This window comes from Numidum massiliense, from assembly GCF_001375555.1.
In the GTDB taxonomy this organism is placed as follows: domain Bacteria; phylum Bacillota; class Bacilli; order Thermoactinomycetales; family Novibacillaceae; genus Numidum; species Numidum massiliense.
Map to the genome: position 1 here is coordinate 2,456,108 of NZ_CTDZ01000009.1, position 24,713 is coordinate 2,480,820.

A 24,713-nucleotide genomic window follows, 5' to 3' on the forward strand; every position below is an offset into this window, starting at 1 on the left:
TTTATTTCGCCTCTTACTTTCTAATTTGCCCGTATCCCTCAAAGCGCTTCACCATCATTTTCATTTCTTCGTCTGGTAAAATGACAGGTTCGCCAATCGCTTTCGCTTGCCAGTACAAGCGCGCACAAAACTCGATCTGTTCGGCAACAGCAAACGCTTCGTGTAAATCTTTGCCGACGACGTTGAAGCCGTGGTTAGCGAGGAGCACAGCCTGCGACGAGCCTAGCGCCTTTAACGCGTTTTCTGCTAACTGTTTCGTGCCGTACGTCGCATATTCCGCACAGCGCACTTCTTTGTCTCCGGAATGGGCGACGAGGTAATCGATCGCCGGTAGCGGCTGGCGAAGACAGGAAATCGTCGTGCTGTAGAATGGATGCGCGTGAACCATGCCCGTCACATCGTCGCGGTTGCGGTACACGATCGCATGCATCTCGAACTCACTCGACGGTTTCAACTTCCCGTCGACAATGTTCCCTTGCAAGTCGGCGACGACGACATCTTCCGGTACCATTTCTAAATAATCGATGCCGGAAGGCGTAATTGCCATGAAACCTTGCGCCGGATCATAGTAACTCAAGTTGCCACCAGTCCCTACCGTCAAGCCACTCGAAAGCAATTTTTTACCGTAGTGAACGATCGTCTCTCGTTGTTCTTGCATTAACACGTTGTCCTCACCTCGTTAAAGTAGTTGGGCAAATTGTTCTGTTGAGTAATGTTCGATCATAGAAGCAATTTCACTGTCGTCCTTCGCGCGAATCAGTCGTTCCACGTTACGCGGTTCGGCGATCATGTTGTTGAACTGCATGAGCGCCTTTAAATGGGACTGTCGATCAGGTGACGCGAGACAGACGATCAGTTGGACGGAGTATGCGCCGAGCTTCACGCTTTGTGCCAAGCGGAGCATACTCATCGCCAGCCTATTTACACCGTCTTCCGGCCCAGCGTGCGGGATCGCTACCAACGGCGCAATGACGATGTACGGTTCCGCTTCGTCAACCATGGCAATCGACTTCTCCACGTAGCTCGGTTCAATATCGCCTCGCTTTAGTAACGGCTTCGCTGCGAGGCGCACACCGTCTTGCCAGGAAGCGACGCGGTCGCGACGCACGATGTTGTTAATCGGCAGTACTTCTGACAACGGCGGTTTGCGGCTGTGTTCCCCAACCGTATACGCATTGGCGTCCAATTGGGAAAAATAGTCGTCTAACGCCCGAACTAGCGGCCCCCGCTGAACGTCGCGCGCATGGGCGGCGACGATGTCGACGATTCGCGCAATGTCAATCCGAGTTTTACTAAAGCCGAATAGCTCTTTTTCCACCATATTTTTAAACGCTTGTTGTTCCTTTTCCGTAAAGAACGGCTTGACGAGAAATAGCTTTTTGTCAGTTTCCAACAACGTTGTCGAAAAAACGACGTCGAAGTCTAACGGACAATCGTAAAATTCCCGCACCGAAACGTTGTCGAGAAACAGCAAATCGGGAAACAAACTTTTTAATCGCGAATAAAGCAGTTTGGAGACAGACACTCCGTTCGGACAGACGACGATGGCCCTTTTCCTCTTTTGCAACTGATCGCCTTGCCGTGACAGCCAACCGCCAATTAACATCGTCAAGTACGCCAATTCCCCGTTCGGGATGCGCTGTCCGACTAACTCGGCGAGTGGCTCGGAGGCACGTGTCACCAAGTGGTGCAACTCACCGTATTCGTTTTCAATCATTTCAGTTAGCGGGTTGTCCAATTGTAAGTTGTACTTCATCCGGTAATACGCCGGCTTGACGTGCAACAGTAACTTATCGATCAACTGCTCTTTGTCTTTTAGCTGCACGCAAGCCATGCTTTCAAACGCGTACAACATGCGATGCAGTGCATTCACCAAGTTCGGAATGTCGTCGTCGGTCAGCAACACTGACGACGACACATTCGTCGCAAGTAGTTGTAGCGTTATAAATAAGCGCTCCTGCTCCGGCAAACTTTCTTCGTCGGAAAACAACTCCTCGGCGATTTGATACTCTCTAGTATTGGAGAGATCGCGATAATTTATGTGGAAGTCCTCCACAATTTTCCCCATCTTAATACGGCGAAAAGTCGCACTGAGCAAATACGGTAATTCATTCAGCCGTTCATCGGTGAAGCGTCGTTGCAAGTACGCTTCCACTTTTTCAAACTTGTCGCGTAAGGCGAAAAGGCTTTCTCTAGAGATGTCCGCGACTCGCTCGACCCACTCCCCGCCACCCGGCATGGCGAGGGTAGCTCTTACGCTGTCAATGAGTAAGCGGCGCTTGTCAAACTCGCATCCATCGATGAAGTAACCTTTACTCCGCATATAAAGAAGCGTTGTCCCGTAAGTTTCCGCCGTCTTCTCGGCGATCTTAATATCTTGCAACACAGTGTTTTTACTGACGTCTAATGCAGACGTAAAGTGAATAAGCGCCACTTCTTCTTGCCGCGTAAGCAAGATGAGGGTAATGAGGTTCGCCCGCTCCTCCTTAGATGGCACATACGTCTGCATCGATGTTGTATCGCGGTAGTCGGGAAATTTCTCATACAAGTACGGATCGATGACGAAATGCCCACTTCGCGTCCTCTCAATATTCGGCAGACCGTTAAACTGTAACCAGTTGTTAATTTTTTGAAGACTATATGCAACTTGGCGCCGCGTCAAGTTAAACTTCTTTTCAAGCTCAGAGCTTTTCATAGTTGGTGTGAGTAAAATCTGTTTTAACAAGGTGTCACAGCGATTGTCTAGATGCATCTTAATCACTTCCTTGTACTTCTATGTTAAACCACCGTAATTGTAATTTCTATACTAATTGGTTTTAATTAATGTAATTACAATTGTACATCACAGTGATGGACAAACGAACAGCAGTATTGTTGTCCATCATTGGGATGAGTTAGTTTGTGGCCGATCCGTTTAACATATACGTTTGGAATATGATTGGAATGTGATTGGAATACATTGAGTATCCTTATAAAATATGAGGTGTAAAGAAAATGCGGCTGCCGGGAGCAGGACATTCGGAAAGGCAGTAAACGCGGAAAGTGGATGATACACTCGGTTAGCCGCGGTATAAGATACACGAAATGTATTACATATAATTTATATTTATATGTATATTATTTTATCGTTGGTTAGGGGAAGACATCGCCTATTATACACCAAAAAAAATGATGGAGGCAAACCTGGAAATCAATAATAATAAAAAACACTTACTACGGGATGTCGCTCGAAGTAAGTGTTATGCCGTCAGCCACGCCGACAGCAATTAATTCCGCCTTTCATCTACGTCTCTTATATTTGTCTTAAAGCTTCACCTTTTGCAATCGCAACGCGTTGAGCACGACCGATACCGAGCTTAACGCCATCGCTGCCCCTGCGACCCACGGTGCGAGCAAGCCGATTGCGGCGATCGGAATACCGACACTGTTGTAGCCGAACGCCCAAAATAAGTTTTGCTTGATGTTGCGCATCGTCTTATGACTCATTTCGATCGCGTCAGCAATGCTGTGTAAATCGCCGCGCATGAGCGTAATGTCAGCTGCTTCCATCGCTACATCGGTGCCGGTACCGATCGCCATTCCAATATCGGCAGTAGCGAGTGCCGGCGCGTCGTTAATGCCGTCTCCGACCATAGCCACTTTCTTCCCGCTGTGCTGCAGGTTTTGCACTTCTTGCGCCTTGCCCTCCGGCAACACTTCCGCCAATACGTGCGCGATGCCGACTTCGGCCGCAATCGCTTCTGCGGTACGCACATTGTCGCCCGTAATCATGACGACCTCTAAGCCGAGCTGTTTTAACCTGGCGATTGCCGCGCGCGATGTGTCTTTCACCGTGTCAGCGACAGCGATGAGACCGGCGTACGTACCGTCAACCGCGACTAACATGGCCGTCTTCCCTTTTTCTTCAAGGTCGTGCATCGACTCTTGTACGTGTGCCACTTTGACACCGTGTTTCTCCATCAATCGGCGCGTGCCGATGAGCACGTCTTTCCCGCCAACTGTCGCCCATACACCGTACCCAGGTATTGCTTCGAACTGTTCCGTGTCCGGAATGGCAATATCCCGCGCGCGAATGCCAGTCACGATCGCTTGGGCGAGCGGGTGCTCGGAACCTTCCTCAGCTCCACCGACCAACTGGAGCAACTCTTTCTCCGCAAAACCGTCAGCTGGGTACACATCAGTCAGTTGTGGTTTACCTTCGGTAATCGTGCCCGTTTTGTCGAGGACGACCGTCTCAATATGTCCCGTCGTTTCCAAGTGCTCGCCGCCTTTGAACAATACACCCATTTCCGCCGCGCGACCTGACCCGGCCATAATCGACGTCGGTGTAGCCAACCCTAACGCACACGGACAGGCGATGACGAGGACGGCAATCCCCTTCTCCAGCGCCTCCGCAAACTGCCCCGGGGCGACGGCCAAGTACCAAATGAAAAAGGTGACGACCGCGATGCCGACGACAATCGGTACGAAAATACCGGAAATGCGGTCGGCGATACGTTGAATCGGTGCCTTTGAACCTTGTGCTTCTTCCACAACTTTAATAATTTGTGCGAGCGCCGTCTCTTTTCCTACTTTCGTCGCCTGAATCGTCAAGCGACCGTGTTTGTTGATCGTCGCGCCGACGACGGCGTCCCCGACACCTTTCTCCACAGGGATACTTTCCCCGGTCAGCATCGATTCGTCAATAGCGGAACTGCCAGCGATAACCTCTCCGTCGACTGGAACTTTCTCTCCCGGCTTGACGATGACCGTATCACCAGTGACGACTTCGGCGACTGGAACGTTCTTCTCTTCCCCGTTGCGGACGACGAGCGCCGTCTTCGCGCCGAGACTCATTAACGTTTTAATCGCTTCCGAGGAACGCCCTTTCGCCCGCGCTTCGAACAGTTTTCCCAGTAAGATGAGCGTAATGAGGATGGCACTCGTCTCGTAATATAAGTCAATATGTGCTGTCGTTCCCTCGGCGAGTGCGACAAGCGTCAAATACAAACTGTAAAAATATGCCGCAGACGTGCCTAGGGCCACGAGGACGTCCATGTTGGCACTTTTGTTGCGCAACGCTTTATACGCACCGACATAAAACTGCCTGCCGACAATAAACTGCACCGGCGTCGCGAGGGCGAGCTGGAACCACGGATTCATAAACAGATCTGGTAACCAAATAAAGGAGGTCCACGAGAAGTGGCCGACCATCGTCCACAAGAGCGGGAACGACAAAATGGCAGCGACGATAAATTTGCGCTGCTGTCTTTGGATGTCCAGCTCCCGGTGGTCTGTCGCTTCCCCGGCATCGCCTTTCACTTCCGCCTCATAACCGAGCGCAGCTACTTTCTTCGTCAGCTCACCGACAGTCACTTCGGCGGGGTTATATTCAACGCGGGCCGTCTCCAGGGCAAAATTGACCGTGGCATGGGCAACGCCAGGCAGTCGGTTGAGCCCTTTTTCAATGCGGTTTGCACAGGCCGCACACGTCATCCCGTGCAATTGCAACTCCGCGGCGTCTTTGACCGTCCCGTAACCGAGGTTGGAAATTTTGTCTTCCAGTTGCTGCACACTCATTTTATCGCTATCGAAGGACACGGACGCGCGCTCCAACGCCAAATTCACCGTCGCCTCGTTTACACCTTCGAGTTTGTTCAACCCTTTTTCGATGCGATTGGCGCAAGCGGCACACGTCATGCCCGTAATTTGAATCGTCGTCTGTTTGGCTGCCACTAGAAACGCCCCCCTTCGCTATACGTACGTTGCAAGCCTGCACATCCCCACTTGGCCGCTCGCGGGGCTTTTACTTCCCAAGCTCAAGCTCACTCCAGCAAGCTCACTCCAGCGCCCGCTCTTTACTGTGTGCACGTTACAAACAGTCGGACGTCGTTTCCAGGGCGTACAGGCTCAGCGCGTACACGTACGACGTCATGATAAGCGCATGGCACTGTTACGCGTTAAACGACATCGTACCCTTGTTCTTCAATCGCTTCTTTAATTTGCGCCAGTGTCACACTGTTTTCATCGTACGACACGGCGACTGTCTTTTGCGCCAGATCGACCTTTGCTCGTACGTCGATTGCCTTGAGTGCGCCTTCCACCGCTTTCACACAGTGGTTACAAGACATCCCTTCGACACGTAATGTATCGTTCGTCATCGTCACGTCCCACCTCACATTTTTTGTCCATCAATTATAAAAAAAATGTCCTTAACAGCAACTCCAACTCAATAATACAATACCCCCCTATAGTATGTAAAGGGGTATACACATTTATTTTAATACGTTCTGGGACGGGATCGCAATATTCCCCGCACCACTGGCACCAGATTGTCACTACCTATATTGCTACTGACCTTTCGCACCAGTTTTACAGGCGCGATCCCACCTCTTGATAGCCTTCGATCATCGCGACCTGTACTATGAGGGCGTCGCGAGTCCCCTTATGTGGTACCGCCGCATCGTGACGAGCTCACCGTGCATGTTACTGTTACTGTACCCTTTTGCACAAAAGACATCGCGTACCTGTTTCGCTGCTTTCGATGTGCCAATCAATGGCCATCTCCTGCGTCATTAACGTCACGATCGAGAGACCGATGCCCGCCCCTTTCGACGCACTGCCTCGCTTGATCCCCGGTCCGCGATCTTCGAGCAACAGACACGTTTCTCGCTCGTTCGCATGCAAGGAAATTCCGACGTATTTCCCTTTTTGTGCATAGCGAACGACGTTTTGCAACAAGTTGTTCCAAATGCGCTCGAACCATTGCGGGTCAACTTCCCACGTAAGTGACTCGTCCGGGAGCTGCACGTCGACTTCGAAACCGTCCTCTTCGAGGACCGGATACCACGAGGCGACAATTTTCCGTAGTAAAGCAATGACGTCGGTCGGCTGCGGGTGATACGGAAATTTTCCTGCCGTCAGTAGCGACAACGACAGCAAGTTGTCGATCAGTTGTCCGAGGTAGTCGATCTTATCGTCGATCACGACGAGCGAATGCTTTCCCTCCTCCGACAGCTGTTCCTGTTTAAGTGCATAGGCGTGACCGCGCAGCACGGTGAGCGGTGTACGTAAATCGTGGGACAAATTGGCAATCAATTCACGGCGCAACTGTTCTTCCTGCTGTTCCCGCACTTTACTCTCCTCTAATTCGACCGCCATGCGGTTGAACGAATACTCCAACTCGGCAATTTCGTCTTTCCCCGACACCGCGACGGTCATAAAAGCGCCTGTCTGCTCCGCGGTGTGCATCGCCGCTTGCAACTTGAGCAACCGCCTCCGTAAGCGAAAGAAAAAGAGCCACGACAAAAATAAGAACAAACCGATGACGACGCCGAAATTAAGAAAAAAGAGCCAAGCGAACGAAAAGGTGGTATTACCGTCATACTTCACCTCGGTATACGTGCGCGGCATTTGGATCGCAATAAAGCCGTCCGCTCCTGTTTCACCGAGCAAGGCGACAACCGTGAAAGGGTCAGCGTCATAACTTTTTTTCATAAATTCAACTGTTGCCGATGTATTCCACGTTTTGCGCACGGAAGCATCTTCCGGCAACTGGAAGCGCGTCTTTCCTCGGGCGTCGACCCAAAAAAGAGTCGCCTCAGGGTACTGGCGCTTCAGCTTAGTTAACAACTGTATTTTTTGTTTAGAGGATAAAGGGGCCATTTTTTTCGCAGTCGCGTGCCACTGTTCCTCGATCTCATCGGTCGTATATTTGGCTGCCTGCCATTCGTCCTGCGGGTAATAGGCGATGTTAACGAGTAAGAGCGCGATTGGGACGAGAACGAAGTAAAGACCCACAATTCCTAAATACTTGACCAGTAGCGAGTAGCGAAACTTCATCGTTTGATCCGGTAACCGAGGCCGCGAATCGTCTGGATTACTGTCGGCTGACTCGGATTGCGCTCAATTTTTTTGCGCAAGTGGCGGATGTGCACCATGATCGTATTGTCCCCACCAACGAACGGTTCGTCCCACACCGCTTCATACAGCTGTTCTTTCGTCAATATTTGGTTGATGTGACGGAGAAAATAGCTGAGTAACTTGTATTCTTTTCCCGTCAGCGTCACTTCTTCTCCTGTTTCGCGGTCGACGACGCGGTTTTCGCGCAAATAAATGTCCAAATGCTGTAACTGTACCGGCTGGTCACCCGCCTCCCCGAAGCGGCGCAACAGCACGTCGACTCGTGCCGCCAGTTCGTCCGGATGAAACGGCTTCGTCAAATAGTCGTCCGCAAACGACAGCCCTTCTAATTTATCTTCTACCGCCGTGCGCGCAGACAGCATTAAAATCGGCACGTCGGCAACTTGCTGCTTCAGTCGTTGTCCGACGGTAAAGCCGTCCAACCCCGGCAACATGACGTCTAAAATGACGAGGTCTACCCCGTCCATGTAGCGGTGTGCCTCATCGCCCCGCGTCAACCACTTCACGTCGTAACCGCGTTGGCTTAAATCGCGATGCACCCACTCGCCAATCTCCAGTTCGTCTTCGATATATAAAATGCGCTTCATGTCACTTCCCTCGCGATCCTTGTGTATTGTAACCGCCATTCGCTCTACAATCGACAGCGTATACCACAAAAAAAGGCAGGCGGCACCGTGTCGCGAATGTTGATCCGGTTTCCCGCCTGCCGTCATTTTTTATTGTATGGTATGTGTCCGGTAGAGGCAAACCGCCTGTATAACCACTTGGCATGCTATGGCAGTCGCTTTTGTCTAGCTCGCTACCGGCGGCGACTCGTTGCCACGTTGCCAACATGTTAATAACCTTTCGTCATCTGTCGCAAATAGCCGCTGCGGCTCAACAAGAAGTAAAAGCACTGTAACACGAAATAAACACCGACGACGACCGCTGCATACCCCCACACCATGTCACCTAATAAGTCACGCAATATTTTCATGGCGAAGCCGGCGTGCACGACCCCGACGAGAAACGGGAGGAAGAAGATGAGCCCGACTTGTGTCGTCGCAATTTTACGCACTTCTCGCTTCGTGAGGCCAATCCGCCGGAGCGCCTTAAACTGCGCTTGGTCCTCCTGTAATTCGGTAAACAGTTTAAAGTACAACATACTGCCTGCAGCAATGAAAAAGAGCACACTGACAAAGGCACCGATGAAGAAAGTCAGCGAAAAGATTTGTTTCGCCATCACATAAGGTTCAATGCGCGATTGAAAAAACTCCTGTTGTTTCTCCGGAATGCGCTGCTCGATTTTTTCCACGGCTACTCCTGCCTGTTGCCAATTTTGCAACTCGTAACCGTAAAACGCGATGTGTCGTTTCTGCGGCGCGCCTTGCGCAAGCTGATCGTAGTCGGCATCGCTCACGACGAGCATATTTGTGGTGCGCCCATCGACGTTGAGAACCGCCTTGTCTCGCACGTCGTCCACCTTAAGCTGCAACGGTCGCCTGCCTACTTGCACCTCATAAGCACCTAGCAAATCGTCCTGACTTACACCCATTTGCCCTTGCCCTACATACGGATTAATCCATACCGCATGTCCGGATGCAATTTGTAGCTTGTCTTCCTTAATGTGCGCCACCAATTTATTGTACGTGCGGTTCGGGATGACCATCGCGAAGGACGGCTCCACGTCCCCTTCACTTTTAGCACTCTGTTCTACGACGTCCCCCGCGAGACCGGTGACTTGCACGTGTTCTGTCACGGTCACCTCGTGGTCGCGCAATATTTTTTCGACTTCTTGCGGTGCGATGACTTTATGTTTCGCCCCATCTTTCGTCACGCCGCGTTCCGTAAAACCGATCGTGTACGGCGTATTTTGTTTAATGCCCGCCATACTCCCTTCGTAAAACGAGTAGAGGACACCCGTCGCCGTCAACACGACTGCTGACAAAATCGCCACCGTAAATAACACGCGGGCGTTATCTTTCAATTTAAACACGAGTTGCGACACGCTAAGCATATGTGTACCTCTGTAATAGTAGCGGCGACTTTTTTGGATAGCACGCAAAATCGCCACGCTGCCTTGGGTAAACAAAAAGTACGTCCCGATCACGGTCAAGATGAGGATGGGGAACATCGTGAACACGATCATCGATCCCGACACCCATGCCAAGCCGTAGCCAGCAGCGAGGCAAAGGACGGCGACGACAACGAGCCATTTCGATGTCAGCGGCGGCTTCTTCGGACGCCGTGCCGCTTTGATCATATCGATAATTTGACTGCGACCGACGTGAAGTAAGGCGAACGCTGTAAGTAACGTAAACAGCACGAGAAAGCCGACAACGGTAATCCAGATCGCTTTTGACGCGATGACGAACGGCAGCGGATCGACTAAATCAAGCGATGACTCGATTAGTTCAAAAAAGCCTTTCGTCACTAACAACCCCGCCCCGATGCCTGATCCGATCGCCAGCAGGGAAATAATGGCCGTCTCGTAAAAAACGAGTTTGTACAGCTGTCCTTGCGTCATGCCCATTAACGTGAACAGGCCGAAGGACTTTTGCCGCGTCTTTAGAAAGGCCGAAACGGAGTAAAGCGTAAAGAAGAAAGCGAAAATGACGATAATGACTTCACACACGATCAGCCCGTTGCGCAACGCGGGGTGATATTTTCCGTCTACGACGTCTGGGTGAAAAATAAAGGCGGCATACACGAAAAAAATTAAGACGGTAAAGGCACTACTTAAATAGTAGGCGGCATACTTGTGCCAGTCACCGCGTACGTTTTTAAAGGCGAGCTGCGGAAACGTCATCGCTAGTCCCCCCTAATCGCGACAAGGCGTCTAATATATGTTGTAAAAAGACGTTTCGGTCTGAACGTCTCCGCAACTCTTCGGTGTACTGGCCGTCTTTAATAAAGACGATCCGCTCGCAAAAGCTCGCGGCAAACGGGTCGTGTGTCACCATCATAATCGTCGACCCTTTTTGTTCGTTTAACTGCGCGAGCGACTGCATTAAGTTGTTCGCCGCTTTCGAATCGAGGTTACCGGTCGGCTCGTCAGCGAGCAAAATAGCCGGGTCGTGAATGAGGGCGCGCGCCGCCGCGGCCCGCTGTTGCTGCCCACCCGATACTTCGTACGTACGCTTGTCGAGTAAGTGTTCAATATTGAGGAGCGAAGCAATGTCGTGCACGCGCGCCTCAATCGCCTTCGCGCCCGCTTTGTCGAGCACGAGGGGCAAAATGATGTTTTCTTTTAACGTCAACGTGTCGAGTAAGTTAAAGTCTTGGAAAATAAACCCTAGCTGTCGCCGCCGGAACAAGGCGAGGTCGCGGTTTTTCAAATCGTTCGGATTGACACCGTTTATGTGTAGTTCTCCCGACGTCGGTTGGTCGATCGTCGCTAATATGTTGAGAAGCGTCGTTTTCCCGCTGCCGGAAGGCCCCATCACCCCGACGAATTCCCCTTCGTCAATCGCCAGCGAAAACTTGTCTAATGCTTTGTAAGTCATACCGCCCTCTTTAAGGCCGTAAATTTTGGTAATATCTTTCGCTCGTAACACTGTCTTCATCGTCTCTACTCCCCTGTTTTGTTCTTCCCTTCCGCCGCCTACGACCGATGATGACATTCGTCAGACCGCGGTTCAGCTGTGCGTTTTCCTTCCTGTAGAATTACTTTCATTCTAAGCGCCTATCCTTAATACGCCTTAAATCACACCTTAAGTTAACCTTAAGTTGTTTGGCACGCTTTTGACGCACCATTCGCGTGTTCAGAAGTTTCTCCTTGACATATTCCCTTCACGAAATATATACTACTTAAAGGTTTAGTGCTAAAGTACTTTGGCAAGCGAATGTAACGGTACATTATTTAAGAGGAGGAGCACCTTGAATCGCAACGACGATTTATTACAGTTGGAAGATGTGTTCAAACAGGTCAGTAAGAAATTATCGATGCTGTGGCACAGAACGGGTATTAAAATATCGGGGTCACACGCGCGCATTTTGGCGCAACTCGACCGAGAAGGACCTCAAAAAACGTCAGACCTAGCAAAAATGCTCGGGATGACGGCGGGCGGTGTCACCGGTCTCGCCGATAAATTAATAGCGGAAGGTTTGGCCACGAGGCGACGCGCCGAAAACGATCGACGCATCGTCTACTTAGAGATTACAGACAAAGGGAAAGATATGTTGACCCACGTTCGCGAGCAGCGGGAAAAGATGAAAGCAGCAATTATCGACGGGCTGACAGATAAAGAGTTACATCACATGTTGCTCGTGTACAAAAAAATCCTCCAAAACATTGAGGATGCACTAAAATAAGCCTCATTGAAAACATGGATTAAAGGAAGCAGAGGTGTATGTATGGGAGAATTAGACCAAAGAAAAAAAGTAACCGTCATGATCGCCATTATGGCGACGATGTTGTTCGCTTCGATTAACCAGACGATCGTCGGCACGGCGTTGCCGCGCATTATTTCCAAACTCGGCGGGATGGATTATTACACGTGGGTGTTTACGATTTACATGCTCACCTCGAGCATTACCGCGATTTTGGTCGGGAAACTGTCGGATATGTTTGGGCGCAAACCGTTTATCATCGCGGGTATCCTCATTTTTAGTTTGGGCTCCTTTTTATCAGGATTATCTAGCACAATTGTACATTTGATCGTTTTCCGCGGCATTCAAGGGTTTGGTGGCGGAATGATTATGTCGACCGCTTTTACGGCGATCGGCGACTTGTACGCCCCGCGCGAACGGGCGCGTTGGCAAGGGTATATGACCGCTTTGTTCGGGCTGTCCAGTGCGTTCGGACCGACGCTCGGCGGGTACATTGTCGACCATCTCGAATGGCATTGGGTGTTTTGGATCTTCCTACCTTTCGGTCTCGTCGCTCTTGCACTGATTTGGCTGTTGTTTCCATCAGTCGAACAAGAAAATCGCAACCCGATCGATTACTTCGGCTCGCTGTTCTTAACACTAACGGTCGTGCCGCTTTTACTCGCCTTTTCGTGGGCGGGAAAAGAATACGCGTGGACATCGCCACAAATTAGCGGATTGTTTGCCAGTGCTGTTCTTGCACTCACCGCGTTCATCCTCATTGAAAGCAAAGTAAAAAACCCTGTCATTCCGCTCACCCTGTTTAAAAACAGTGTGTTTGTCATTTCCAACCTCGCCAGCTTAACGATGGGAGCGGGCATGTTTGGCGCGATTATGTTCATGCCTTTCTTCGTGCAAGGCGTACTCGGAACGTCGGCGACGAGTTCCGGCCTCGTGACGATGCCGATGACGTTTAGCTTAATGATCGGCAGTGCACTGAGTGGTCAACTGATCGCGCGCACTGGCAAGTACAAAAAACTTGCCCTCGGCGGACTGTTCGTCATCGTCGTCGGCATGGTGGCGATGTCGTTCATGAGTGCGAATGCGTCGATCCCGTTTGCTATTGTCACAATCGTCGTCGTCGGGTTCGGCATCGGGATCGGGATGCCCGTGTTTACCCTCACGATTCAAAACGCCGTCGACCACAGCGTCTTAGGGACAGCGACCGCCTCGTCACAACTGTTCCGCTCGTTAGGCGGCACGATCGGCGTTTCCGTCATGGGAACGGTGCTCACGCAGCGGATGGCGACAGAAATGAGTGCTGTCGCTGGCAAGGTGGGCGAAGCAATCCCTACCGGCGGCACGGTACCGCCAGCCGGTGATGCCGGTAACGCCGGTGGCACCGCACCGCTGGATTCAGAACCGCAAGTGATGGACCAGTTGCAGGCATTGCAAGATCCGCAAACACTGTTGGATCCCGATAAATTGACAGAAATTGAACACGCGCTGCCGCCACCGTTACAAGACGCGTTCGCGAGCATTGTTACCGTCGTCCGCGAGGCGCTCGGGTCCGCTCTGTCCAGCGTATTTTTAACTGGGGCGCTCATCGTCGCCGTCGCCTTCGTCGTCACGCTGTTTCTAAAAGAAATCCCGCTCAAGTCTGCGCAAAAAAGAAACACCGCACAGACGTCAAAAGTCAATCAACCGTCTTAACATGCGACACAGCATGCTGATCGCATCCACGGGAAGGGATTCGATCGTACACATTAAGTGTCGGCAGAATCCCTCTTTTTATCGATTAAGTACTTTTGAACCCGTATGACGATAGACACTTTGTGAGCTTGGATGGCTACTTAGCTGTCTTTTGTTCCCGCTCCTGCATCCGTAAGGCGATGCGGCGAATTTTGCCACTCGTCGTTTTCGGCAAATCGGCGACGAACTCGATTTCCCGCGGGTATTTGTACGGAGCAGTCACCCGTTTGACGTGATCTTGTAACTCGCGCACTAACTCGTCACTAGCGGTTTCCGGCTGCTTCAACACGACGAACGCCTTCACAATTGTACCGCGCACTTCGTCCGGACTAGCGACGACGGCGCACTCTCGCACGGCCGAGTGGCGCACGAGGGCGTCTTCGACTTCAAACGGCCCAATCGTATAACCGGAACTAATAATGATGTCGTCCGCGCGCCCTTCAAACCAATAGTACCCTTCCTCGTCGGCGCGCGCCTGATCACCTGTTATATACCAATCGCCGCGAAACGCGTATTCCGTGCGTTTGGCGTCATCGTAGTAACCTTTAAATAAAGTCGGCGCCTCGCGGTGCACCGCAATGTCGCCGACCACGCCTTGCGGCACGACTCGTCCGTCTTCGTCGACGATTGCCACGCGGTTGCCAGGCGTCGGCTTGCCCATCGACCCAGGCTTAATCGTCATGCCGACAAGCGTACCGACGAGCAGCGAATTTTCCGTCTGCCCGTAGCCGTCGCGCACGTCGACGTCAAAATAGCGCCGAAACGTGTCGATCACTTCGCGGTTGAGTGGCTCGCCCGCACTGACCGCTTGTTTAAGCGCTTGCAAATCGTATCGTTCGAGTCCTTCTACTTTCGCCATCATCCGATACTCGGTCGGTGTACAGCAGAGTACGTTAACGGCATGCTTTTGCATCAGTGACAAATACGTTTCCGCAGCGAACTTACCACTGTATACGAACGCTGTCGCTCCGAGACTGAGCGTGGCGATAAACGGACTCCACACCCACTTCGCCCACCCCGGTCCCGCCGTCGCCCACACGACGTCGCCGTCCGCTATGCCGAGCCACTTTTCACCGACGACTTGCCGATGCGGAATCGCCCACTGGTGGTGATGAATAACTCCTTTCGGGCCACCCGTCGTACCCGATGTATATGAAATGAAGGCGATGTCATCACAGTTCGTCTGTGGCAACGGTTGTCCAGACTGCTCTTTGCCCAACTGTTGCACCGATGCAAGGTCGACCCAACCGTGGGCGTTGCCGCCAAAGGAGATAAAGCGCTTTAAGTGCGGGCATTGCTCGCGCACTGCATCGACGCGGGGGGCGAGTGGTGCGTACACGATCGCCCCGCTCGCTTGCGCGTGCTGCACCCGGTAGGCGATATCACCGCTCTGCAACATTTCCGAACCGGGCATGACGATGCATCCCGCCTTCAACGCGGCTAAATAGACGACATATGTATCCACGCTGCGCGGTAATATAATAAGTATCTTACTACCTTGTCCTAGGCCGGTCGCCCGCAACCCGCGCGCCAATTCGTCCGATTGCCGTTTTAGGTCGGCATACGTCAATGTAGCGACGTTTCCTTGTGCGTCTTCACAGACGACCGCCACTTTTTGTGGATCAGCTGCGTGGCGGTCAATATCGTCCGCCATGTTGTACTTTTCTGGAATATTTAAATAAAATGCCACAACTTTCCCTCCTATCTTTTTGCATACGGTGACTCATTCTCGATCGGAGGGAAAAGTTCCTGCAAGAAAACGCATGTTTCACTGTGGAAAATTTTTCGCCAAAATCATCGCTTACATCCGCCGCCCCGTCGCGTCGCACGCCGCACACCGCTTGCCAACGATGCGCTCTAAAACGTTTAGATCGCCGTACCGCCGTAAAATTTCCGGCGCCTTTTCACTAACTATGGCACGACAGTCGTCGCACAAGTCTTCGCCTGCCGCGTCGATAATCGCTTCCGGCACGCCGCGGGCGAGTAACTGTTCTCGCTCCGTTTTTAAAACAATATCTGCCTTGTCGACTGCGTGATCGCTCGCCAAAACGATTGCGTACTCGCGCTTATACTCCGCGTCGTTGACCGTCGTGTAAGCAACCTTGTACCGTTCCGCCAGCGTCACGTAATCTTTCATCTGTTCATACAGCACGTCGTGATGAAATTTCATCACTTTCACACCGTACATTTGCAACTGCTCTTCCACTTGCTCTTTTATAAAATTGTCACTCAACTGTTTAAAGCGAATGGCGGCGATGACGCGTTCCCGAAATTCACCTAAATAAAGGCGTTTCTCTTCCGGTTTTAGTTCCGGCGTCCCGTATATACCTTCCTGTAACGTACGTTGCAACTCATCTTCGCGGCGGGTCATCGCACACACTCCTAAATAGAAATGTTCAGCTACCTCGTTCATAACTTTTCGATTCACATTTGCAACTAACCCCGACCCCCATCCTTACTACGCATGTTCTTTGACACTCTCTCTTAAAGTATAGCACGACGACTATGTCACAATCTGTGGCTAAAACAGCACTTTCTACGTCTCTCCTCGCTCCGGTATCAACCGATAATAATCCGCTCTTTCGGGTAGTGGAACAACACTTTTTTATTGTTCCCGCTCATGACGAGTAATATCGTACCGAAGCCGATCCGCCCCGTGAGCATCAACACGATTAACACCGTTTTTCCGAGATGAGTCAGTTGCTCAGACAACCCGACGGAAAGTCCACACGTGCCGAACGCCGAAGATATTTCAAACAACAGCAGTTCCAAAGAGAACGGCTCAGTAATCGACAATATGAGCGTTGCAAAAATGACGAGGGAAACGCCGAAGACCATGACGACAAACGCTTTGCGCACATCGAACGGATCGAGCTCGCGCCCGAACACGGACACTTCCTTCGTCCCTTTGGCATAACTTTTTACAGCGAGATACACTGTCGCCAGCGTCGTCGTCCGCACGCCGCCCCCGCAACTCGAAGGCGAAGCGCCGATAAACATATTGAACGACATGAACAGTAACGTCGGTAACTGCAACGTGGTCACGTCGAGCGTAGATAGGCCGGTACTGCGCGTCGTGATCGATTGGAACAAGGAAATGAGTATTTTTTCGTGCCACGCATCACTTTGCAAACTGTAATTGTATTCCACCGCGAAAAAAAATAGCGTCCCAATCGCCCACAGCAACAAGTAGATCGTGAGGGACACTTTACTGTGCAGCGAAAGTTTTCGCTCGCGCGGGTAATTGATGAGCTCGATCAGCACCGGAAAGCCGACCGCTCCGCAAAAGATGAGCGCGATCACGGTCAAATTCACCACGTAGTCGTAGCGAAACGACAATAAACTGTTCCCGAACAAGTCAAATCCTGCATGCGTAAAAGCGGTCACTGCGTGGAACAACCCCATATAGAGCGCTTCGTACCACACATACTCGCGCAAGAAATAGACGCCGAGAATGACGGCGCCAATCGCTTCGATGACGAGAACAATCGCAAAAATGTTGCGGATCAACTTGACGAGTCCGGCCAAAGTCGTCTGGTTTTGGTCCAATTGGATCAACAGCCGGCCGCGGAGGCCAACTTTTTTTCCGAGAAACACCCAGATCATCGTGCCTAAGGTCATCACCCCGACACCGCCGAGCTGGATCGTCACTAACAAAATGATTTGCCCTGCTAAATTTAATGTTTCCGATACGTTTACCGTCGTCAATCCCGTCACGCTAATCGCACTTGCGGAGACGAACAAGGCGTCGATAAAGGCCAGGGATTGCCCAGGTTGGTGAGAAAAAGGCATGAATAACAATAAGGCCGAAACGACGGTAAGCAAGGCATAACCGCCAGCAATTGCTTGAATAGGCCGCAACCTTCGCGCAAAATTCATCGCGTCTACCTCCATGACCTATATCATACCAAATCTCACTTTATCACAAAACGACAAAATAAAAAAAACGCCCATACGTGCTGTTACAGACGTAAGGGCGTTGAGCGTTTCTTCCGGATGAAACTCCGACTGAACGCATTGATGTCCCAACTGCTGGCGATATGCCCAACCTCCTTGGGGAATTTTTCCCGTGCGCCTTACACTTCTCCATTCGCCTTCTCCGCGCGGCGAATGGCTAGTAAGCGGGAACTGTGCTTGGCAATTACTTTCAAAACCGCGTAGGAGGGGACAATTAAAATCATCCCTAAAATGCCAGCGATTTTTCCCCCGACGAGGATGAGCAAAATAATCATCAACGGATGGATGTTCAACTTGTGCCCGATCACTTGTGGCGAGATCAAGTTGCTTTCCGTTTGCTGGGCGACCGTCATCGCGATGAGCGCCCACACGACCATCATCGGGTCTTGGAAAAAAGCGACGATGACAGCCGGTACGCCCGCGAGAAACGGTCCCAAAAACGGAATGACGTTAAGCACCATCCCGATTAAAGCTAACAACAAGGCGTAATCCAGACCGATGATCATATAGCCGATGAACAACAGCACGCCGACACACATCGAAACGAACAGTTGACCTTGAATGTAACTGCCCAAAGCGTTGTCCATGTCACTAAGTACGTCGCGAATTTCTTTTTCCTTGCTCGAGGGAAACAACCGCACGACTTGTGGCACGAACTTTTCGCTGTCTTTTAACAAATAAAAAAGAATAAAGGGTACGACGATTATCGCGAACATTAATTCAAACAAACCACTTAAAAAGTTCCCCACGAAGGCTCCGGTCTGCTTGAAAATCGATTCTAGTTGTCCCCCGATATAGTTTACCGTCTCCTGTACATACGGCGGCACGGTGTCCATTTTTTCCTCCAATAACGTGAGCCCGCCTTGGATCGCCTTAATCATGCCGGGAATATTGTCGTACAAGTTGACGAATTGTTGCTGCACGATTGGGCCGATCTTTAGTACGATGAAGGTCAACAGCGAAATAATGAGCAAGAAGATAAGCAAAATCGCAGCCGTACGCGGCACACGCCACGATTCTAGTACTTGTATTAACGGGCGACACAAGTAAAAGAGAATGCCCGAAATTAAAAACGGCAAAAACAACGTTTGAATAAACAAGACGATCGGCGTAAAAATAAATTGTACTTGTGCAAGCAGCCACACGATGACGAGAAATAAGATGACGCCAACGGAGGCTCGAAACCAGCGCTCTTTAGTTAGTTCCATCCACACCCTACCTTTCACCGACGATTAGCTAGTCTTACTACTGGTAGATGACGACGAAGCGTCTCGCGACCGCGTCACACACCATGCTGTAGGTGGCGTGCCGCGCCTTAGTTTCTGCAACCGTGCGGCACGCCGCAAAACCGTCGTTGATACTTTCCCCATTATACCTATATTGGAATAAAAAATCATACATGCAGCGGAAAGAAGACATCTTTCTACTACAACCTATTTTATCCGTTTTTGCGCCTCCCGGTACAATTCGTTGTATGCGTCGGCGAGGCGCTCTCGCTCGTGTTCAGCAGACTCATCGAGCAGTTCTTGCCATCTCTTTTCGAACTGTTTCTCACTTTCGGCGGTAATTAACTGCTCCGCATAAGTGATATGTAATTGTACCATTTTTTCCTCTAGCTTGCCTAGTTTACTACTAGGATCGACGGCGATCGCCATTGCGATGTCCACGGGTGCGGTCACGCCGTTTTTGTCCCACCAATCGCGTGCGTGCTTCCACCGCAACGCTTTAAAAACTTCCTTTTCCCTCTTACTGGAAAGAAGCAGGGTGCTATCCTTTCCCTCGTGTATGAACGTATACGGCTCTTTTTCTTGCAGTGAAACCGAGTTGTCGATCCCTAAAAAATTGAACAAACCGAACCCTTGTGTCTCCAGATAATGCGGATTGCTTGCTACACTCTTGACGAACGCCTTCGTCGGTACCCTCTTCGCGGCGCTTTCGCGGGCCTTTTTATTCTTTTTACCTGTTACTCCATCTTTTGCTGCATAATGTGTTCCTTCAATTCCAGCCTGTAAGAGCAATTGTCCCTCTTCCGAAGCGGCCCAATCGAGCAATTGCGCAAGACGCACCACGTTGCGCGCTTTATTCGTCACGATGACCGAGCGGTCTGGCTGTGTCGCCTGTACTTTGACAAGCTGTTTTTCGCCGCGTTTAACTTGTGTTTTCGTCTGAATCGGCAGTCGCACGTACGTGAACTGCGTACGTTCGTCTTGCATCAACTGCCTGTTAGCACGGCTAATTGTCTCACTGTCAGCAAGAAGACTGAGCGCTTGCCCATTCGCTACTTTTTTGTACACGTCTTGCGCCGTATCGTGCCAACTGCTTCCGTCCAAAATACCTGCGCGGTTTAAGCGGTTAAAGAACTGGAACGACTCTTTGGTGTACGCGTGCGGTAACGCGTCTTCGAAACGATCAGCCTGGACATTAAACATCACAGCACCGTTGCCAACTAACGTATACGCCTCCCCGCGTTCCAACAGACTTAAGCTGAGGTGCGTGCCCGCGAAAGGTGTGGCAAAGGGCACGGCCATGCCGATCGTCGGTTTGCCGTTCGTCTCTGGGTGCCTGCTTAATGCTTTTTCAAGAAAGTTAATATAGTCATCACTACTGAGTAATTTGGGCCACCCCTGCTCTTGCAAAATGTCGCTCCGCACCGCTAGTTCGGGACAACTGCACCCGCGCCGTCCGTCTTGTGGCACGCCGAACTCCCATTTATACAGGTTGTCGTCGTCCGCGGCAAGGCGCCACAGCGGTATGGCATCTCTGTACCGCTCTCGAAAATGCGGCATTCTTTTCAGCAAGTCGTCTAACGGTAGTGCCGCTTCGGCAGCGATGTACTCTTTCACCAAATCTTGTCCAGTGACGATTAGTATTTCCGGATAATCACCTGTGCGGAGCATTTCCTTTAACGCGTCGCGATAGTTACCGTTAACGGGTATATATTCAAAAGTGATATTAAACTTCTGTTTGATTGCTTTGCCAATCACTGTTTGCTCGCTGTTCGTTAGCTTATCATATCGATTTGATGTCAGTATTTTTATTTTGTACAGCGAATGGTCGTCGACGACATCGTTCGGGTCGACCCCGAGCGGCGGTGCCGCCTTATTTCCCGGAAAATTTCCCGAAAAAAAAGTACAAGCAGTTGTGAGCGCAAGTGCAACTGACACTGACACTGAAGCGATACGCTTCAGCATGATCCGTTTTTGCACAATCCGTTTCTGTACGCCGCGTCTCGGTACGACGCGTTGCAACAATAATGCAGACTTCCGCCATAGCACCAGCCATCTTTGCACCAATTTTTGATCCCCCTCACCCACAATTCGGTACTCTAACATGCATTTTATTCCTTAAAATTAAAACGATTACTACTTCAAAATAACTTTTCTGCGGGTTACCGTACTGTGCCGCGCGGGTTACCGTCCCAAATGCTGTCCCTACTGCATACGTACTCATTGCTACCGCGTTCCGACATAAATATATGGTAAACATGAGGAGGGTGGCATTTTTGGACGATCTGGCAGTAGTAGGAAGGCAACTGGAGCAATTGATCACCTGGTGTTACCGCAAGCAAGCGATGCTCACCTATTTTGAGCGGGGAGCCCCGATCGCGCAAGGAGACACTCCTTTGCACGAGCAAAAAATTAGCGACTGGCAGCGGGACGTCGAACACCTGTTGCAGCGCGCCGTTTACTTGCGACACGCCCTATCGCGCGAAGGGGCTACTGATCGCATCGTTCACATGAACGCGCAATTATTGTCACGAGCGAAACTGCTACGGGATAGCCTTAAAGATTTTTTACGGACTAAAAGACCGCTTACGGATAAGAGGACGCAGCCGAAACTGCCCGACAGCCAGCAACTCGGGGAGCAGAAGGAGGTTGCGAGAGGTGTAGCGTCTTCCGATATTGAGCGCACGAGGGGCGTAGCGTCGGTAGATACAGGCGGCATTAGGGAGTCTTTATCCACCGAGACTGACGCTGGCGGAGCAGCATCGACAAGAGACGTGAGCAAAGGCGATGCATCTAACGCCGACGGGACAGCCCTTCGCCCGGTTCCTCTCGGAAAACACGTGCTGCCTCCCCTTCCGTACGCGTACAACGCGCTAGAGCCTTACATCGATGAGGAGACGATGCATTTACACCACGACAAACACCACCAATCGTATGTGAACGGTCTGAATAAGGCGGAGATCGAAATGGCGCGCGCCCGCAAAAACGGCGATTTTTCACTTATAAAACATTGGGAACGCGAGGCGGCATTTAATGGCGCCGGACATTATTTACACACAATCTTCTGGAATAATATGAGCCCGGCTGGTGGCAGGAAGCCGGCGGGAGCCATTGCAGCGGAAATTGCGCGCACCTTTGGCGGTTTTCAACCGTTTAAAAAACACTTTTCCGCTTCCGCCGAAAAGGTGGAAGGGTCGGGCTGGACACTGCTCGTATGGGTGCCGCGCGCACAGCATTGCGAAATATTACAGGCAGAAAAACACCAAAACTTGTCGCAGCAGGACGTCGTTCCTTTACTCGTATTAGATGTATGGGAACACGCGTACTACCTAAAGTACAAAAGCGACCGAGCCGCTTATATCAAAGCGTGGTGGAACATCGTCAACTGGGAAAACGTCGACGACCGCTTCGAGACGGCGCGGCGCCTCAGGTGGCAACCTTTTTAACGGACCCTGTTTTTTTAGGTACACCTTGAGGCACACCGATTGTATAAACCGACAGCTTATACCAACACAAGTTGTTTACTACAGTATTCTTTGTTCCCGAACGACGAATAGGAGCGTCCCGATTGGCGACGTCGTTCAGCTAGGCTGAAGACACGCGTTGTGGAACGCTCCTTAGTTGAGCAAATTAAGTGATGCCCGTTGAGTTACACCAATTAAGATAAAGTTATGCCTGTTGAGTGACGCCCATTGAGCTATGCCTGTTGAGCTATGTCTATTGGGCTATGCCAAACTGTTCCTCTGCCTAATAGCTAGAATAGGCGTACGTGCCACACGTCATGTCACTTAGCTCGCTTTTTCGACGGCGGAAACGTCGATGATGCGGCCTTCGACTTGCGGGTTCACTTCACCGACTTCTTTTAAGTACTCCATAAACACTTCATAGTCGACGAAGTACAGTTCTTTCAGTTTGCCGTCGTCTTTCGCCTTTTTCAGCATGTCGTAACCGTCACCCCCGTCTGCCAAGAACGAGTTCGTCACGACGTCATATGTCGCTTTCGGATCGATCGGCGCGTAAGTTTTCCCTTTTTTCACTTCGACCTTCAACAATCGTTCGCCAGCCGGTTGACTCGAATCGAATTCGTAGCGCATTCCGGAAACTTGCGGGAATCCGCCGTGCCCTTCTTCCACTTCCGAGACGCCGTGCTCTAACGCATCCATCACTTGTTGCCCGGTTAATTCAACCGTTACTAGCATATTTTCAAACGGTTGTACTGTGCGAATGTCGCCTAATGTAATGTCGCCCTTCGAGATGGAGGCACGCACATTACCGCCGTTGTGAATGGCGAGGGTCGCACCGTGGTCTTTCGCCTTCCACAAGATACTGTCCGCGATTAAGTTGGCAAGGTTCGTCTCTTGCGTACGGACGTGATCCCGTTCGCCGTCGAGGTCGACTTTGGTTCTACCGACGACTTGCTTCGTCATCTTTTCCAGTTCTTTCGTGTATTCGTCGAGCGCTGCCTGGGCTTCCTCATCATCGGCAATCACGAACTTCTCGTCTTTATCTTGCTCGTTAATGTCGATCAGTTTCCCGTTCCACTTCGTCAGCTTGCCGTCTTTATCAAATGTCACATCGAGCCGACCAAGGAAATTCCCCCACTCGTCCGCTTGCACGACGACCGTCGGACCGTTGTCCTTTTCTACGACAACCGGTTCGTCAACTTTCGTATGCGAGTGGCCGCCGACGATCACGTCGATGCCGTCGACCGCATCCGCTAGCGCGAGGTCTTCGGTATGTCCGAGGTGAGTAAGGGCGATAATTTTATGTACACCCTGTTCTTCCAGCTTCGCAACCGCTTGTTGCGCGGCCTCTACGACACTGTTAAACTTAAGCTTTTTCCCGGGGCTTGCGAGAGTGACTGTTTCTTCGGTCGTCAAACCGAGGACGCCGACTTTCTCCCCGTTTACATCTAACACGACCGCCGGGTAAATTTTCCCGCCGTAACCGTCTTTTTGTGCGGCAATTTCATCGACGAACAGGTCTTTCAGCGTCGGTTCGGCGCTGTAATCGATGTTCGCGCTCACGAGCGGAAAACCGGCTTGGTCGACAAACTCAGCAAATTTCTTCGGTCCTTTATCAAATTCGTGATTACCGGGCACCATCGCATCGTAGCCGAGCTTTTCCATGAAGTCACGGTCAGCTAACCCGAAAAACTTCGTAAAATAAAGCGTTCCGGAGAACACGTCGCCCGCGTCCACGAGAATAGCGTTTTCAACTTCCTTTCTAATCTCTTTCACTGCGGTAAAGCGACGCGGCACGTTTTCTAAATGCCCGTGTGTGTCGTTCGTATGAAGAACTGTCAGTTGCCATTCGCCGTCACTTTTCTCGTCTTTCGCTTTTTCATCCGCTTTTTTATCCTTCGCTTCCTTACCGCTGTCGGCATTTTGTTCCGTGTTTGCAGGCTCTTTGTCGTCGGAAGCTTGCCCGCTGTCGGCGGCACAACCGACGGCGAATAAGAGGACGCATACTAAAAGCAAGCTAACAAACTTCTTCATTCCCATCTCCCTTTTCCTAAAAAATATGATGTAAAGTAGGAGTTTTTCATATCTCCAACCCTTATTCAAGCAACATTGGAAAGCGTTG

At 51.0% G+C, this 24,713-nt stretch carries 18 protein-coding genes; 3 read left to right on the forward strand and 15 right to left on the reverse strand.

What is annotated here, in order from left to right:
- Positions 1–13: 13 nt before the first annotated feature.
- The 8 genes from BN1247_RS11655 to BN1247_RS11690 all read right to left on the reverse strand — a co-directional run bounded on the left by BN1247_RS11655 (position 14) and on the right by BN1247_RS11690 (position 11,387).
- Positions 14–664, reverse strand: coding sequence for an L-fuculose-phosphate aldolase (locus BN1247_RS11655; protein WP_054950540.1), 651 nt, complete (start codon positions 662–664; stop codon positions 14–16).
- Positions 665–679: 15 nt separating this feature from the next.
- Positions 680–2,752, reverse strand: coding sequence for a BglG family transcription antiterminator (locus BN1247_RS11660; protein ID WP_054950541.1), 2,073 nt, complete (start codon positions 2,750–2,752; stop codon positions 680–682).
- Positions 2,753–3,303: 551 nt separating this feature from the next.
- Complete coding sequence (locus BN1247_RS11665; RefSeq protein WP_261796041.1) at positions 3,304–5,715, reverse strand: heavy metal translocating P-type ATPase; 2,412 nt, start codon at positions 5,713–5,715, stop codon at positions 3,304–3,306.
- Between the two features lie 224 nt (positions 5,716–5,939).
- Positions 5,940–6,140, reverse strand: a complete 201-nt coding sequence (gene copZ, locus BN1247_RS11670; RefSeq protein ID WP_054950542.1) for a copper chaperone CopZ — start codon at positions 6,138–6,140, stop codon at positions 5,940–5,942.
- Between the two features lie 331 nt (positions 6,141–6,471).
- Positions 6,472–7,821, reverse strand: coding sequence for a HAMP domain-containing sensor histidine kinase (locus BN1247_RS11675; protein ID WP_054950543.1), 1,350 nt, complete (start codon positions 7,819–7,821; stop codon positions 6,472–6,474).
- Positions 7,818–8,489: a response regulator transcription factor gene (locus BN1247_RS11680; protein ID WP_054950544.1), complete on the reverse strand. Its 672-nt coding sequence runs from the start codon at positions 8,487–8,489 to the stop codon at positions 7,818–7,820. Before BN1247_RS11680 ends, BN1247_RS11675 begins: the two co-directional genes overlap by 4 nt.
- A gap of 248 nt (positions 8,490–8,737) precedes the next feature.
- Positions 8,738–10,690: an ABC transporter permease gene (locus BN1247_RS11685; protein ID WP_054950545.1), complete on the reverse strand. Its 1,953-nt coding sequence runs from the start codon at positions 10,688–10,690 to the stop codon at positions 8,738–8,740.
- A complete protein-coding gene (locus BN1247_RS11690) occupies positions 10,665–11,387 on the reverse strand; it encodes an ABC transporter ATP-binding protein (protein WP_390622072.1) in 723 nt (240 codons plus the stop codon). Before BN1247_RS11690 ends, BN1247_RS11685 begins: the two co-directional genes overlap by 26 nt.
- Positions 11,388–11,760: 373 nt before the next feature.
- Here BN1247_RS11690 and BN1247_RS11695 point away from each other — a divergent pair, with 373 nt between their 5' ends.
- Positions 11,761–12,195 carry a MarR family winged helix-turn-helix transcriptional regulator gene (locus BN1247_RS11695; RefSeq protein WP_054950547.1) on the forward strand — a complete coding sequence of 145 codons (435 nt, stop codon included), beginning with the start codon at positions 11,761–11,763 and terminating at the stop codon, positions 12,193–12,195.
- A gap of 42 nt (positions 12,196–12,237) precedes the next feature.
- On the forward strand, positions 12,238–13,905 hold the full coding sequence (locus tag BN1247_RS11700) for an MDR family MFS transporter (protein ID WP_054950548.1): 1,668 nt from the start codon (positions 12,238–12,240) through the stop codon (positions 13,903–13,905).
- Between the two features lie 136 nt (positions 13,906–14,041).
- Here BN1247_RS11700 and BN1247_RS11705 read toward each other — a convergent pair whose 3' ends face one another.
- The 6 genes from BN1247_RS11705 to BN1247_RS11725 form a co-directional block, all read right to left on the reverse strand.
- A complete protein-coding gene (locus BN1247_RS11705; protein ID WP_054951629.1) occupies positions 14,042–15,598 on the reverse strand; it encodes an acetate--CoA ligase in 1,557 nt (518 codons plus the stop codon).
- A gap of 147 nt (positions 15,599–15,745) precedes the next feature.
- On the reverse strand, positions 15,746–16,315 hold the full coding sequence (locus BN1247_RS11710) for a YueI family protein (RefSeq protein WP_054950549.1): 570 nt from the start codon (positions 16,313–16,315) through the stop codon (positions 15,746–15,748).
- 188 nt (positions 16,316–16,503) lie between these two features.
- On the reverse strand, positions 16,504–17,823 hold the full coding sequence (locus BN1247_RS11715; protein WP_054950550.1) for a TrkH family potassium uptake protein: 1,320 nt from the start codon (positions 17,821–17,823) through the stop codon (positions 16,504–16,506).
- Positions 17,824–18,020: 197 nt separating this feature from the next.
- Positions 18,021–19,109 carry an AI-2E family transporter gene (locus BN1247_RS11720; RefSeq protein ID WP_054950551.1) on the reverse strand — a complete coding sequence of 363 codons (1,089 nt, stop codon included), beginning with the start codon at positions 19,107–19,109 and terminating at the stop codon, positions 18,021–18,023.
- A gap of 37 nt (positions 19,110–19,146) precedes the next feature.
- Complete coding sequence (locus BN1247_RS18015) at positions 19,147–19,302, reverse strand: hypothetical protein (RefSeq protein ID WP_187119779.1); 156 nt, start codon at positions 19,300–19,302, stop codon at positions 19,147–19,149.
- Between the two features lie 32 nt (positions 19,303–19,334).
- Positions 19,335–21,191, reverse strand: coding sequence for a type 2 periplasmic-binding domain-containing protein (locus BN1247_RS11725; protein WP_147675240.1), 1,857 nt, complete (start codon positions 21,189–21,191; stop codon positions 19,335–19,337).
- Positions 21,192–21,403: 212 nt separating this feature from the next.
- On the opposite strand from BN1247_RS11725, the gene BN1247_RS17220 reads away from it, so the two are divergent.
- Positions 21,404–22,573, forward strand: coding sequence for a superoxide dismutase (locus tag BN1247_RS17220; protein WP_074011141.1), 1,170 nt, complete (start codon positions 21,404–21,406; stop codon positions 22,571–22,573).
- Between the two features lie 342 nt (positions 22,574–22,915).
- Here BN1247_RS17220 and BN1247_RS11735 read toward each other — a convergent pair whose 3' ends face one another.
- Positions 22,916–24,625, reverse strand: a complete 1,710-nt coding sequence (locus tag BN1247_RS11735; protein ID WP_054950553.1) for a bifunctional metallophosphatase/5'-nucleotidase — start codon at positions 24,623–24,625, stop codon at positions 22,916–22,918.
- Positions 24,626–24,713: the final 88 nt, after the last annotated feature.